Source organism: Weissella soli (genome assembly GCF_001761545.1).
In the GTDB taxonomy this organism is placed as follows: Bacteria; Bacillota; Bacilli; order Lactobacillales; family Lactobacillaceae; genus Weissella; species Weissella soli.
On the sequence record NZ_CP017326.1, the window covers coordinates 736415 to 752174 of the forward strand.

Below are 15760 nucleotides of genomic sequence, written 5' to 3' on the forward strand. Positions count from 1 at the left end.
ATTACACCATTAATCCCTAGCAAAACAACACTGGCGAAACCCATTTGTTTTTTATTCCATGCCATATTTATATACCGCTTTCATTTAAACAAGGTATTTAATTTAGATTTTGGACATAACTCATTGTAACACTTGAATGAATTCTCAAATAATATAGAAAACGCACACTGAAATAGCCGCGAAATGATATCATTTCGCGGCTATTTCATGTGGTCTATTTTTGCTGATAAATTCAGGCTTAGTATAGCTATGATCTTGGTGTTAATTAAGCGCTAATTCCATGACTAATCAACTTTGACCAAATGATTATTTTCAACTTTATACATACCGGTACGAATGTGTTGATGGTAGACCTTCCGAGTCATCGTCGAAAAGGTACTATGCCATTCCGGAATCACAATATAGTCATATGAATTGACCGTTTGTTTGAAGTCCGCAGCTGACATCATGAAATTCTCCCGAGCAGTAACGTTGCCATCAAAGAAATAGTAACGGCCAACTAGTTCCGTATACTGACTTTTAACCATGTCTTTATGCGGATCAACAATTAGAACTTTCTTATTATTTAACCGATACTGCGGTTTAGCAATTTGTGTTAGTTCAACCGGCAATGTGTGCATATTTTGTTCATTACTAAATTCAGTACCATTTAATTCGGAAAGCATCAAAATAGTTGCAAAGACAAATAGGATGAATGCCGTCCATTGATAGATCTGCTTACTGATGACTGAGCTATATGAATAAAAGTTACGTTGTTCAATATTTGGTTCATAAAAGGCATAATCGATGGCAATCGTAATTGCCATGGCTCCTACTAACAAATTAAATACCACAATGCTAGACATATAGCGCTCAAAGCCCGCTAAGACGATTGCCTCAGGATAGGGCATCGAGACAACATACATCGCGTAAATACTCAAATAATAGGCTACCATGATCACATCTAAGGCAATTAATACCTTCAAAAGGATATTTTGTTTATGCAAGCCAAACTTTAGGACTGCCCAAATGATGATGAGAGTCAGGTTGACTAACAAAAAACCTATCGATGATAACGAATTCAAACTAAATACCTGAGTTGTCATTTTATGAGCAATCACGGTAAACATCTGTTGCCCCTCATGAGTCACTTGACTTTCGTAGGCTTGTAAGCTGATTTCATGTTTGGACACACCAGCAAAGGTCTGGGCCACATGGTTCTGCCACCAATAAAATGGTAGGTAGCCCAGGATCAATGATAACCCTGTGAAGCCCAGCGCTTGACGTATTTTCAGAATTGATTTTTGGTGCGTACTATTCTTGATGATTTGATAGCACAAATAGATCGCTAGTATGACTGCATAGAACATACCAGAATTTTTGCTTAACAACAGCACCGCAATAAAAATAGTCGTATGGGTGATCTGCAGTGCTAGTTTGCGGCGGTAGATATATATACCAACAATACCCACTATCGCCAGGAGTGGTAACACAAAATCAACCAGTAGGTTATTGAGTCGAATGGAAATGTTAAAAATCAAAGCCACTGCAATAGCGGCAGCAATAATAAATGTATTCAAAGCACGAGTACGATCACGCACCATGCCAAACATCGCATAGAGGGCACTCCAAATCAGAAGAAATTGCCCAATTAACATATTACCTGCTGAGAAACCTACCCAGGTCACAAAATGAGTGATAAATAAGGCTAACGCTGGTGGATAAGAAGTAAAAGTCACGAGTGACTGATGTGCGACTGGTAAATGTCCTTCAAATACCATATATTTGACAATCGTTGCCCAATGCGAATAATTGTCATAATGAATTAACGGACTTTTTGCCAACACGACGATAAAAGCAATCCCGAACAACACCATCCAGATATCAAAGTAGTGCACACTTTCTTTTTGATACGCCTTAACATCTGGTTGCCGGATATACTCAACCAATGACCAAATAAAGAACAAACCGCCTAAACTGGTCACGCCGATAATGCCTGCTTGTAAAAAATCCAACATCGCAAAGGCATACAGCATTAAAATTTGGATCGCCATCGTTGTAATCCAGGCCAGATAACGCGTCACCCCCATCTTTTTTAAAACAAAATTATATCCATTTAAGGATAGAAAAAAGAACAACGTCCCTAAAATATTCAACATTGTCATCTGTCCTTTCATGTTAACTCAGATGTAGTAAACGCCTTACCTGCTGACGCCAAAGGTTTATCTTCTGGCGCCACTGGCCGCCTCGAATTTGGAGATTGATTTGCAGTGTATCAAATGGTGTGATCCAACCATCCTGTTCGGATGGCAAAAGTTTATTAGTCCCATCATAAATTAATTGAAGGTGTCGATTTGCGGTTTCTGGTGATGCTGACATGGTTGCACCATATAGCGTCACCTTATTTTCGATTAGAATTCTAATAATGGACCCACTAATTTCAATTGGTTGATTCTCATAATAAAGGATACCCGAAAAGTCTTGATCAACTGCCATCCCATTTTTTGAAGAAGCAAAATGAAATAAGATTCCACTTTCCGACAAATCGTCGATCTCAATTGCACGCGCAGTTTCTCCATTATCGATGTAAATTTTGCCAGTGGTTTTACGAGCAAATCTTTCACTGTTACGATAATTAGTACGATTTAACGCCACGAAGATACTAAACGTTAAGTTGGCGAAATGCAATAATAGCCAAAAAGTGATGATACTACCCATCATAATTTCTGAACCCCACTTGCCATAATTGAATTTAACAATCGCAAATAACGTGATGATCCATAACATTAAATGTGGCAGAACATAGATGCGATCAATAATTGATGCTTCTGCGTTCTTAATTGTCACCTTAAACTTTTTTGCCTTGATGCCCAGGGTCTCAAGGATAATTGGAATAAACAGATACGGTGCAAAAAAGGTTTCCTGCACTTCACCCCAGAATTCAGTCCGAATGTGATTTGGCGAAATACTTAGCGCATAGTGTAACAGAAAATAGCCAGGTGCCCATAGCACGAGTAACAGCCAAAAATTGGCATTCACCACTTGTACTTTGAAAAGAGCATAAAGTACGGGTGCAGCAATATAAACTAACCGTCGTGCAAATGACCACCAGTAGAGATATGAATTAATTAAAATGACACGATTCATAAATGAAATGTTTGGATTAGTAAAGATATGCAAGTTTCGCGTACTTTGCATCACCCCCCGCCCCCAACGAACGCGTTGTTTGATAACACCTTTGACGTCCAACGGGGTCGTCCCGGCAGATTCTGGCAGGATTGTTGAAATACTGGCATACCCAGCAATATTAATTTTGGCGCCCAGCTCAAAATCTTCCGTTAAAGTATCTGTGGGGAAGCCCCCCGCCTCATCAACCGCTTGCCGTAAGAAAATAGCATTCGAACCAGTAAAAATGGCCCCATCATTGGCACCGTTCAGGACATTAATATCACGTGAAAAGAAGTCTTGTTCATTTGAAATTGATTTACCAGAAAATAAATTGTGTTGAAAAATATCAACATGATAAAAACTTTGCGGTGTTTGCAGAAAACCCAGAGGCTTAACTTGATCTTCGTCGTTGGCTAAATCATCAATGTTTTTTGTGAAAAATGGGACACTATGCTCCAAGAAAGTTGAAAATGGAATCATGTCTGCATCAAAAATCACAAATAATGGTGAATGCAACTGCTTTAAAGCATGGTTGATATTGCCAGACTTTGCCTCAGTATTATTCGTCATACCAATATACTGCACGCCATATGCTTCTGCTAACTCACGAACTGCCGGGCGATTCCCATCATCAGCAATCACCACATGAACTTTACTCTTATCCGGATATTTTAAAAAAGTAGCGGCATTAATGGTCTTTTGCAACAATGCTAGCTCTTCATTATGCGTCACGATGATGACATCAACCTCAGGAACTATTTGATGAGGCATAAATTTTGGAATACTGGTCTTTGCCTGCAATTTACCCGTACTAGAAATGCGCAAAATTAATAGTAAAAAGGCGGTGGCATTGGAAATGATCTCATTACCGACTAGCAAGAGCGCAAAAATTAAAACGAAAATATTCGTTTGCCATGGAATGGTGAAAAAAATACGCCAAATTAAATAAATCGTGACTAACACCACTGAGACAATATATAGTAATTTTCTTTTTTTCGATATTTTCATTGTGTCTATTCCTTTTTAACAAAAATCAACTTTGTTTGAATTTGATAACTCGCCAAAAATAAAACAAAATCAATGAAAATTTTCATTAACGTAATCAGCAATGTGGTTTGATGTGCTACATGAATCTCCGTTGAAACTAAGTGCGTTAAGTAACCAGATAACAACATTTGCACGATGACTAACGCCCCATACTTGCGCATCGTCGCCGTACCCACGCCTTCAAACACAAGGTGGCGGTTAACTAGATAATTGGCAATAGATGAAACTAAGCGTGCTAAAATTGTGGCCCACATGATGGCTTGGAAAGATGCTTCACCAAGTAAGTGAATGACCAAGGCAAAAACAGCAATATCGATGACAAAAGACAACAAGCTACTCAATGAAAATTTAAAGAATTGTAAGTAAATCGATAATGAGTCGCGAATCACACGAAAATGCGACGTTGCATTGTTATCGATGTAAATTGTCTCAATCGGCTGTTCATGAATGGCAATATGGTATTTCTTCGCCTCTAGCAACATATCAAATTCAAATTCAAAACGATCACCTGAAAACGTTAATAGTTCCTTAGCATAGTCGATTGGAATCACCCGGAGGCCAGTTTGGGTATCCGAAAGCTTCAAGCCCGTGAGTAAACGGACCAAGCTGCTAGTTAACGTGTTACCAAAGCGACTCCGAAATGGGATATCTTTTGAAAAAGTACGGCTACCAATCGTTAAATCATGTGGTTGTTGAGCAAACAACGCGATACATTTTTGTAGATCAGCGACTGTATGCTGCCCATCTGAATCCAGTGTCGCAATGCCTGTGATTTCCGGATGATGCTCAATGAAATACTTGAAGCCCGTTTTCAGTGCCGCCCCCTTACCAAAATTTTCTGCATGATGAATAATCTGAACTTCGTCAGACGTCTTATGAGCTATTTCATCAAAAATTGTCTGCTCTTGGGTACCATCATCGATAATCACGATTCGGTGACTAAACAAATTAGTATTCACTAATTTGTCAATTAAGATAATTAGTTTCTCATCGGGATCAAGCGAGGGGATGAGCACACCGATGTTATCAGTTATATTTTCTACCATATATGTTTCTCCGTTATGTTTAGTAAAAATTCGATATTGTCTAAGTGACATGTCTTTTAAATTGAAAACAGCTCACACTTAAAAAACAAGCTACAGCAGTTCAATTGGCCCGTCGATAATTTGGTAACCCTTGTCGGCCATGTCTTTTAGCCGTAAATCATGGGTTACAACGATAATGATTTTATTACGCCTACGGGCAAGATCTTTTAACAAGATAATCACGGCCATTGAATGTTTATGCATCTCAGGTAGCTGTGGTTTGGTATACCCAAGCCTTCACAATCACAACACACTTTAGAATTTCGTTTTTTTCTTCCAAAATAGCGAGGCAGTTCTCTAATTGCTTATATCCTTGAAAGTCTTAGTCTTACCATTAATCATGGCCGAGGTAGCTTGTTTGACCCAAATATCAATAGAATCTTTTGAGGGGTTCAAATTCCGCTGCTAATAATTTAAGGGAACGTCCTTCTTGGTGAAGTTTAACCTGTGAATCTTTAAAATGCTGTGAATAACGAATTGACATAAAAATACGCCTATACTCTCATTTTACGGACTGAATAAAAACAGTTTACTTTTTAGTATAAGAGAATGTTACCCCAGTAATTTAATAAGGAAAAAGTTGAGATAACGATCCACTCTAACGCCTCTTTTATAATCCTGTCTATCCAATTAGTTAAACCAATCAAAATAGCAAAATCTCAAAATTACTGTGTTCTAAAAAATCGCTAAACTTTTGATATAGTGGGTTTAACGATTTTTTTATTTTTCATAATCGACCTTATGTTAAGGGAGTAAATTTTAGAATATTTATTAATTATTTTGACTTATTTTTATGATAGTTCACATCACAAAAAGTGGTTATAATATTAAACACAATTATACTAAACCCAGCGGCTTTAATTACAATATCAGAATGCCTAGGATCTGAACCAGCAAAAAGACCTGTAACTACCGTGTTTAAATCTAAAACAAGTCTATGCAAATCCTTTTTAAAGACTCCTATTCTATATTCTTACCCAAAATAATGAATATAAGTTTAACCCTTATGATACCTAGAAACATTTATTAAAGATTGTCGGTGTAATTCAGTCAATTCTATTTCAGCAGCATTACTAAGAATAAGTGATTGATCAATAACAAATTTTGTTCCCATCAGAATTTAAAGAAACAGCATTGTTAAAACGATTAATAAATTCTTAGGAAACATGGCCATCTCTTTGCTCTTGAAACGCAACTAGTGCTACTAGTTACGCTTACATTATATCAAATTGTTCAATTATGAGCAATTACTCATGGTAATTAAAATCCTATTTAAAGGCGCTTATTAATATTTTTATGGATAAGTAGATTATTTAGTGTTATTATTCGCAATATTAAAGTCTCACATCATATAGATAATAAACATATTATAAATAACACAAAAATAGCCACCAATCATATTGATTAGTGGCTATTACATGTGGTTTATTTTTGCTGAAAATCAAGGTTTGATATAACTGTACCCTTGCTGTTGTTTGATCGCTAGTTCCACCACTCCCGATGGCACTACCGCTGCTACTGCATCTTGTAAGTCTGCTGTAGCGATTTGGCGTTGATCCAGTGAATTTTGGCAAACGGCAATCTTGATATTACGATCAATCATCTCGGTGAAATTAACATCAGACGCTTTCATCGCTTGTTCCACAGCTTCACCATTAATCAACAATCGATCGTTCCAGTCGTACCCGTTTGCTTGTACCACTCATTCATATGTTTGAGATTAGATAACACGGTTGGCCACTTGATTGTCTCGTCAATATGAAAAATAACATCCATAACTGGGGCCTCCTAGCATCACTTTTTAAATGCTGAACGAAACAACATGATAACGAGCTACAGCATGGTCATTTGCCCATCAATAATTTGATAAACTTTATCGGCCATATCTTTTAACCGTAAATCATGCGTCACGACAATGATGATTTTATTGCGCTTATGCGCGAGATCTTTTAACAAATTAATCACGGCCATTGAACGATCTGTATCTAAAGCGGCCGTGGGTTCATCTGCTAAGATATACTCTGGATTGGTATATAAGGCCTTAGCAATTGCGACACGTTGTTTCTGACCACCAGATAGTTGATTGGGGTATTTATTTAATAAATCTGACAACCCCAAATCATCCAGTAATGCCTGCATTGCTTCCTTAGTCAGATTATCCTGCTTGATTTTATCCATTAATTTGAATTGTTCGGCGATGGTTAAAAAAGGTACAAGATTATATGATTGTAATACGAAGCCAATTTTATCTAGCCGAAGCTTGGTTTGGGCTTGCTTGGACAAGCTGGTGATTTGTTGACCGTTGATTTCAACTTCACCCGTACTTGGTGTTTGCAATCCACCAGCAATCGTTAAGAAGGTTGTTTTCCCAGAACCAGATGGACCGACCACGATGATCAATTGCCCACTTTCTGCTTCGAAATTAACATCTTTGAGCGCCACATACTTACTGCTACCCTCGCCGAAAATTTTGGTTACAGAATCAAAAATTAAAGATGACATCTTTATCCTCCAATAATCTTGTAGGGATCGACTTTTGTGATCTGCCGAATCGGGATCAACGCACCGAATAATGACATAATGATCAACCCAAATCCTGAAATCAATAGATTGCTGGTCGTAATGACAATCGGCACTTCACTTGGTAGGCCGATAGCGGTTATTTCTCCTAAGATGATAGCTAACACCACCCCGATAATAGACATGATGAGTGATTGGTATAAGATACTTAGCACGAGATACTTTGTTGAAACACCTTGTGCTTTTAGCACTCCCAGATTAGGGAGCTTTTGCACAGTCAGAATATATAAGAAGATTGAGATAACAATTAAGATAATCACGTACAAAAAGCCAATCATAAAGTTAAAGGTCAACTGTTGGGCACTGTATCCGGGTAACTTATTAATAAAGGCCTGAATAGCAAACAGTTTAGTCCCCATCGGCAAATCACCCCGACTTGGGCTATGATTCTCGAAAACGACGGCGTTAACCATCCCCTTATTCAGTGGCTGAATCGTCTTAGGTGACACATATACAACCGGTGCCACGTTCAGGGTTGCGCGGGGCGTAAAGCCGGTAATTTTGATCTTAACGTCTGAATTGGCCACCTTTAATTGATCGCCGATCTTGAAACCATCGTTTTTGAATTTATCGGATACGAGGCCCTCATTCAACTTGGTTGCCTTCTTACCGGCTGTGACTTTCAGGTTCTTATAGATAAATGAATCTGACGCAACAGCGATCAGCTGGGTATTTTCCTTAAGACCCGCCGCGGATTTTACCAACGTACTGTACTGAGATAGTTTGGCCCCATTGCTTGGCAAAGCCGCCACCGTCTTTTTTGCGAGAAAGGATTGTGATAAACGTCCCTCAGCATCCTTATTTAATACAATGGCACTGGCTTGCCACTCGTCGACAGCAGCGCGATTAAGGTTAGCTAAGCCCGTGGCTAAGCCGCTTAAAATGATTAACAAGTAGCTGACTAATAATATGAGCGCAATGATCAACCCATAACGTAATTTTTCATGTAACATTTCTTTAATGGCTAGAAACATATTTTTTCTCCTGATCGCGGTTCAAGTGACCATTTCATTAACTGAGTGCTTGCTGGTGAGTCAATTGTACCATCATTTGTAATGGTATCTTCACCTTTTTTTAACTTTTGTTAACAAATAAATGGCCGCCGTCGCTGCTGCTTTACAAGCCATCAAAAACGCCATCTCTTAGAAAATGTCTAAGAGATGGCGTGTTAAACCAGTTAAATCAAATTATTTTTCGCTGCTAAGGCTACTGCTTCAATACCACTGGAAACAGACATCTTGTTATAGATCGTGCTCAAGTGGTTCTTCACCGTTCTTTCAGATAAGTGAACTTTGATTGCAATATCTTTTATTCTGAGACCCTTACTAATGTCAGTTAGGAGCATTAACTCCATATCATTTAGGTTGAAATCTGATGGATTTAGCCCTTCCGTGGACATAATTTGTGTTATTTTACTATGTAATAAAGTGTTACCTTCCAAAGCATTATTCACTGTATTAATGATTTGTTCAGGCCCGGCATCTTTTAGCAGGTAACCCTTGGCACCTAAATTCAACATTTTTTTAATGTCATTGCCGGTATCTACTGTTGTTAAAACAACCACAGGTACCTGTGGGCAAAATTCATTGATATAAGCCATCACACCGAAACCATCAATATGATCCATGATAATATCTAGTAATATAACATCAGGTAATGCCTGTTTTAACTGAGCGATAGCCTCCGTACCATTACTCGCCTCATACGCAACCTCAAAACCGGCTATATTTTCAAAAATTAGTTTTAAGCCTTCTCTAATTAGAAAATGATTATCAACCACCATTATTTTTTTATTCATTTTGCTACCTCAACTCACACGGGATTTTTATCTGGATATTAGTTCCCTCACCAATTTGGCTGCTGATATTCACTGTACCATCTAATTCAACTACCCGTTCATGCATTGAACTGATGCCAAAATGACGATTACGTGTTGCATCATTTTGAACTTTAAAACCACGCCCAAAATCAATAATTTCGATAATTAAAAACTTATCTAATTCAATTTTAACAAGCGCCACATCTGTTTCAGCATGTTTAACTATATTAGTAAGTGCTTCCGAAATAATTCGTATCAGCGTCTCCGTGGTTTCTGATTTTAATTGGATATCAGCTGTGATTTTAACATTGACATGCAATCCATAATTTTCATAAAATAGCTCTGCTAACTTTTCAAGACGATACCTGAAACTAATATTGTCCGTGTGCTCTCTACGCATCTCATATACGGCTGTTCGGGCATCTACCAATGAACTTCTAGATAACTTTATTGTTTTTTCAATTTCTGCAGTTGCCCGCTGAATTTTGCCATGTGAAATTAATCCCTTAATACCTTCTAATTGCATTGTCACACCTGCCAACCCTTGCATTAAAGTATCATGCAATTCACGTCCAATCCGATTTCGTTCATTTTGTTGGGAAATTTCTTTGACTTCAGTATACGTCACTTGCAATTCCTGAAGGATACGTTGTGTTCTGATCATTTGATTTACTTGCCGATGATAAAACTGCCACGCTATGAAAAAAATGACGTTGAGAAAAATTGAAGCTTCAAGCGCCATCAAGGCCAAAAACACACCTTCATTAATTAGTTCAATTAAAATAACCACGATTTGAGCTGGTCCAAGAATCCACAAAAGCGTCTTTAATTTCATATCAAACAAAGAAATAATCTGAACTCCAAAAACTGGTAACATGGTAATGTATAAAATAGTTTCATTAGGAGAAATTAATATCCCAGCCATTATCACAATAATCATTTGAATAGCAACAAAGCCTATTGAGCTCCGCTTAATCAAGCTAGTACTTTTAAAGTTTACCAGTGCTTGTACAAAAAATAATGTAAAAAACAGTGATGACTGCCAATCACCAATCTGCGATGACTGGAGCATCAAATAATATGACAAAAAATACATCATCAAGCTCCAGAAAATCATTGGCCATCTATATAGAATCAAAAAATGTTCACGTGTTTCTTGCTTAACGTCATGTTCCATACGAACTCCTTATACAGTAAAAAAACTAAGCTATGCATTCATTTTAGCTTAGTTTTTAAGTTTTAAACATCAATTAATCTATTTTGACATTAGGTAATAGCTTATCTAACCACTTTGGTAAGTACCAACTAGCTTTGCCAAATACTGCAATTGTTGCGGGCACTAAAATCAATCTAACTAACAATGCATCAAATAAGATTCCAGAGGTTAATACAAGACCCATTGATTTTACGATGGCATCACTGGCAAAAATAAATCCTGAAAAGACTGCCATCATAATTAGAGCTGCTGCTACAACCGCTGGACCACTGTTCCGCATTCCTGCGATCACCGCTTCAGTAGTTCGATGTGTTTTTAAATATTCCTCACGAATCCGACTCACTAAGAAGACTTCATAATCCATGGCTAACCCAAACATAATACCAATCACGAGAACTGGTAAGAAATTGAGAATGGCGCCCTTAGCGGGTATCCCAAAGAATTCAATGAAATGACCATCTTGGACAACATAAACAATTGTTCCTAGTGTTGCACCCAATGATAATATAAATCCTGCCACTGCAACCACTGGAATTAATAATGATCTAAATACCAATGTCAGTAATACAAAAGCAAATAGGACAATCAAAGCGGCAAACTTAGGTAAGGCTTTCATCAATGCGTCAGACATATCAATATTAATGGCAGTTGAACCAGTGATATATAATTTGGGTAAATCTTTGTCAGAACTCAAGTCACGAATTTTATGTACCAACTGCTTAGTTTTGACGGCATTGGCGTTTGTTCCTGGTTGAACAGTAATCATCTGATATTCGTTATTTTTGCTTGGCGTTGCCGCTGAAACAGATGCCACGTTGTTTAGAGCATCAATATCCTTGATGACATGCTGAGTTGCCTGATTGCTACTAGTTTTTGCTATTATGACTAGTGTTGCTTGACTACCCTGACCATACTCTTGCGTTAAGATGTCATAAGCTCGTCGTTCCGTCAATTTTTCTGACTTAACGGCATCATTAGGTAGACCCAAATTAATATGCGTAAATGGCATCGTAGCAAATCCTAATATGACAATGACTGCAATTGTTAATACGTACTTGTATTTAGTGACTATCTTGCCCCAACCCCCTCTAATACGGAGTAACGTTGCAAGATATAGTACTCGATTAGGTTTCTTACCAGTTACACGATCACCTAGTAAAACTAACATCGCCGGCACGAAGGTTAATGATGTCAAAATTGCCGTAAAAATCGCCATCGCTGCCGTTATACCCATGACTGAGAGCATATCGATGTTTAACACAGTCATTCCCAATAATGCAACGATGACCGTTAAACCAGCAAACACGATGGACGTTCCTGCCGTTGACATAGCTGTCATTAGGGCATTTTTTTTATTCAAATGTTCTAGTTCTTGTCGATATCGTGAAAGCAAAAATAATGCATAATCAATCCCGACAGCCAATCCCATCATCCCCACTAACGACATGGAAAATGTTGCAACTGACAAGAAATTTGTTGAAATTAAGACTAACATCATTCCAACAACTAAACCTAAAATAGCTGAAAAAATAGGAATACCAGCCGCCATTAACGATGCAAAAGTGATTGCTAAAATAACAAAGGCTATGGCCAATCCAACCACTTCAGCTTGTTCACCATTATCCATACCGGAAATCGTGACGTCATTTGAAGTTAATTCCGTTTCAATATTTTTGTTTCGCGTAATATTAATAGACTTCAATAGTGCTTTAACTGTCTTAGTAGAAACTTGATCCCCTTTTTGCTTATAGATTACTCTGGCAGTCGCAGCCATCTTGTCCTGACTATAGCTCTGAAGTATCTGTGGGGTCACCACCATTTTGACATGTTTATTTGTTTGAACATCTTTAAACATGTCATTCATAATTTGTTGGTTGGCCGGTGAGGTTAGTACATCGCCATTAATTGAATGTAATACAATTTCTACCTGACCCCCTGTTTGCTTCGTGTTAGGAAATTCTTTTTCCATTAGTCGATTAGCTTGTTCAGATTGTGATCCTTGGATAGACATTCCAGCAGAATCAAAGTTCACTCCCATACTAAGTGCGGCACCAATTGAAATAAGAATGGTTAAAACAAAACCGAATATAGTCACCTTTGCATGACGGTATATCCATCCTCCTAATTTTCCAAGTGATTTTCCCATGAGTATTCTCCTTAAACTTGTTATGTACTCAATATATCAAGGAAAACTAGAATATACATCGTCCTACCAGGCATACTTGATTGCCCTTTAGTGCAATTAAGATATAGAACTACTAAGAACACCCTGGTCTTGAATTTTTGTCGATAATAAAATATCGTGTCTTAGCATAGATATAAGACACGATATTTTATTTTTTATAGATGATCAGCCCACTTACCCTGCTTATTATTACGCTTCGTAAGCGTATGCTGCTTTTCTAATAACTTTAATTGTTCTTCCGCATCGAGCATATGATCATAGAAATGCTCTACTTTATACTGTAAATAATCTAGTGTTGCCGTTAAATCGTCACGTTTTTCAGTCAAGATATTTATTTGCTCAACTAGAATAGCCTTTTGTTGTTCAACGTGTTCAGCTTCATCATCAACCAGGTCAACATAGCGCTTAATGGCTTCAACCGACATCCCCGCACTGCGCATATTTTTGACAAAGTTGATTCGACCAATATAAAAATCATCAAAGTCACGCACACCACTAGTTTTTCGATCGACCACAGGAATCAGACCAACCTGTTCGTAATAACGAATGGTACTCGCCTCAACGCCAGTAATTTCACTTGCCTCTTTGATATTCATTTCATCATCCCTCTTAGTTTTAGTAGACTGGCCGGTCCAAGCCAGCAGTAGCCGGATCAGCTAGTCCTAAACTATCAAAATTCCCCATATCAGGTGTCGTTATTAATTCTAACACTAAATCAGCCACACTTTGACGCGAACCAGATACCCCAATATAAGGCTCATCACGATGTGTCACTACATAATGAATCTCATCACGATCATTCAACCAAGGTAAACGTAGGGTCGTATAATTCAACCCTGAGGTCGCTAAAAGATGATCCGAATTTTGAGCAGCAGCTAGTCCAGGAGCAACCATTGATAAATTCCAACGACCAAATTCGCCGGGAACTTCATCGTAAATACCTAAAATGTTAGTATAAATGATACGGTCAACCTGGTGTGCTTGCATAGCTGCGATGACATTCCTGGTTGGTACATTTTGCGCATCATGATCAACAACGGCCACAAAGATCAAATCTTGACCGGCTACAACTGATGTTACCGATGTCAAATCGTTCAAATCCGCTTTTACAATAGTGACCCGGGGGTGATTGGCTAAATGTTTAAGTTGATCAGGATGTCGGATTGCCAAAGTTAATGCAACATCGGCAAAACGGTCTTCAGTTAACAATCGTTCCGTGACTAACTGGGCAATTCGCCCACCAGCTGCGATAATCGCTATTTTCATCTTATTTTCTCCTATCATTAACACTCATTGCAATAAAACGCGTTACTGCTCGTCGGCTATGAGTTGCCCTATCACAAGGTATAGCGCAATCAAGATAGCTACCACAATAAAACTAAACATCACCCATAAATTAGTATGGATGTTACCCCCGATCATTAAAACCAGAGACAGACCAATCGGACCACCAATTTGGTGCATGGTATTTGTGATCCCGGAAGCAATACCAGCTAACTCGTTAGACGTCTCATAGATACCTAAGCTGGTGACCGGTGATAAAATAAAGCCTTGTCCGATGCCTAAAAATACCATGGGTAACGCAATAGCTGACCAATAACTGGCATTAAAATTAGCCAGCGCCAAGAGTAGCATGCCTAATCCCAGCATGATCTCACCAAATAGCAACGTTTTTGTTTGGCCGAATTTAGCAGTGATCATTGGTAACCGCATTGAAATTAAAAACATAATCACCGTCAATGGGAAAAAAGCTAACCCTGCCTGCAATGCATTGAATCCATACTGACTTTGCATCATTTGGGGTAATAAAAACCAAAATGATAGCATCGACATCATAAAGAGCAATCGCAACAGATATGCACTCGCACGAATCTTATTTTTAAAAAGTGACAGTGGCATCAGTGCCCCTGCAACGTGACTTTCTCGCCAAACAAAAACACCAATTAAGCTCATTCCTATGGCGATATAAAGCCACTGTTCACTATTTGCGAGTAACCCATAGATAATACTACCCAGCCCAACCACTGATAGTCCAGCTCCTAGCAAATCAACTGGCTGAGAACCAGGTTTAACGACGTCCGGTTTAATAAAACGCCACGCTAACATTAAGAGCAATAATGTGAATGGCACATTAATCAAAAAGCCCGCTCGCCAAGATACCGCGGTGGTCAACCAACCGCCAATGACTAAACCTAAACTGGATCCCACGCCAGCAGTTGCCCCATAGTAAGCAATCGCAGTAGTTAGTTGGTTTCCTTGATAGGCATCTATCATTAGCGCTAAAGTCGACGGTGCCAAGATTGAAGCACCAATGCCCTGCACGCCACGTAACAAGATAGTCAAAAGCATCTGATTAGATAAGCCAATCATCCATGAAGCCACGCCAAAGATAGCGAGACCGATTAAAAAAATACGCTTTCGACCAATTAAATCTGACAGTCGCCCACTCAGCAACAAGAAACCGCCAAAAGTCAGCGTATAAGCATTTGATATCCACGATAGCGCCTGGGCTGTCAAATGTAAATCACGCCCAATTTCAACAGCGGATGTAAAAATAATTGAATTATCCATTAAAATTAAAAAATATGCTAATAAGGCGATGGGTAGTACCATGCCAAATTTTTGTTTCACCATACAACTCTTCCTCTCAAAAAAACAGTAATTTAATCCTGTTTTTCAGT

12 protein-coding genes and 1 pseudogene are annotated in these 15760 nt (G+C 38.4%); all 13 read right to left on the reverse strand.

Annotation, left to right across the window (positions count from 1 at the left end; all coding sequences use genetic code 11):
• Nucleotides 1-284: 284 nt before the first annotated feature.
• The 13 genes and pseudogenes from WSWS_RS03505 to WSWS_RS03560 all read right to left on the reverse strand — a co-directional run bounded on the left by WSWS_RS03505 (nt 285) and on the right by WSWS_RS03560 (nt 15713).
• Nucleotides 285-2138 carry an ABC transporter permease gene (locus WSWS_RS03505; protein ID WP_237342600.1) on the reverse strand — a complete coding sequence of 618 codons (1854 nt, stop codon included), beginning with the start codon at nt 2136-2138 and terminating at the stop codon, nt 285-287.
• 19 nt (nt 2139-2157) lie between these two features.
• Nucleotides 2158-4155, reverse strand: coding sequence for a glycosyltransferase (locus WSWS_RS03510; protein ID WP_210726290.1), 1998 nt, complete (start codon nt 4153-4155; stop codon nt 2158-2160).
• A gap of 5 nt (nt 4156-4160) precedes the next feature.
• Entirely contained in the window at nt 4161-5240 is a 1080-nt protein-coding gene (locus tag WSWS_RS03515) for a bifunctional glycosyltransferase family 2/GtrA family protein (protein WP_070229980.1), read from the reverse strand.
• Between the two features lie 90 nt (nt 5241-5330).
• Nucleotides 5331-5471, reverse strand: a pseudogene (locus WSWS_RS08115) (ABC transporter ATP-binding protein); the annotation flags it as partial.
• Between the two features lie 1249 nt (nt 5472-6720).
• Nucleotides 6721-6945: a DsrE family protein gene (locus WSWS_RS03520; RefSeq protein ID WP_237342601.1), complete on the reverse strand. Its 225-nt coding sequence runs from the start codon at nt 6943-6945 to the stop codon at nt 6721-6723.
• A 167-nt stretch (nt 6946-7112) separates the two neighbouring features.
• Complete coding sequence (locus WSWS_RS03525; protein ID WP_070229981.1) at nt 7113-7781, reverse strand: ABC transporter ATP-binding protein; 669 nt, start codon at nt 7779-7781, stop codon at nt 7113-7115.
• 2 nt (nt 7782-7783) lie between these two features.
• Complete coding sequence (locus tag WSWS_RS03530) at nt 7784-8833, reverse strand: ABC transporter permease (protein ID WP_070229982.1); 1050 nt, start codon at nt 8831-8833, stop codon at nt 7784-7786.
• Nucleotides 8834-9036: 203 nt separating this feature from the next.
• Nucleotides 9037-9657 carry a response regulator transcription factor gene (locus WSWS_RS03535; protein WP_070229983.1) on the reverse strand — a complete coding sequence of 207 codons (621 nt, stop codon included), beginning with the start codon at nt 9655-9657 and terminating at the stop codon, nt 9037-9039.
• A gap of 4 nt (nt 9658-9661) precedes the next feature.
• Nucleotides 9662-10855 carry a sensor histidine kinase gene (locus tag WSWS_RS03540; protein WP_070229984.1) on the reverse strand — a complete coding sequence of 398 codons (1194 nt, stop codon included), beginning with the start codon at nt 10853-10855 and terminating at the stop codon, nt 9662-9664.
• Between the two features lie 73 nt (nt 10856-10928).
• Nucleotides 10929-13040, reverse strand: a complete 2112-nt coding sequence (locus tag WSWS_RS03545; protein ID WP_070229985.1) for an MMPL family transporter — start codon at nt 13038-13040, stop codon at nt 10929-10931.
• A gap of 194 nt (nt 13041-13234) precedes the next feature.
• Nucleotides 13235-13675 (reverse strand): MerR family transcriptional regulator, encoded by a 441-nt coding sequence (locus WSWS_RS03550; protein WP_070229986.1) that lies wholly within the window; start codon nt 13673-13675, stop codon nt 13235-13237.
• A gap of 19 nt (nt 13676-13694) precedes the next feature.
• Complete coding sequence (locus tag WSWS_RS03555; protein ID WP_070229987.1) at nt 13695-14345, reverse strand: NAD(P)H-binding protein; 651 nt, start codon at nt 14343-14345, stop codon at nt 13695-13697.
• A gap of 42 nt (nt 14346-14387) precedes the next feature.
• On the reverse strand, nt 14388-15713 hold the full coding sequence (locus tag WSWS_RS03560) for an MFS transporter (protein WP_070229988.1): 1326 nt from the start codon (nt 15711-15713) through the stop codon (nt 14388-14390).
• Nucleotides 15714-15760: the final 47 nt, after the last annotated feature.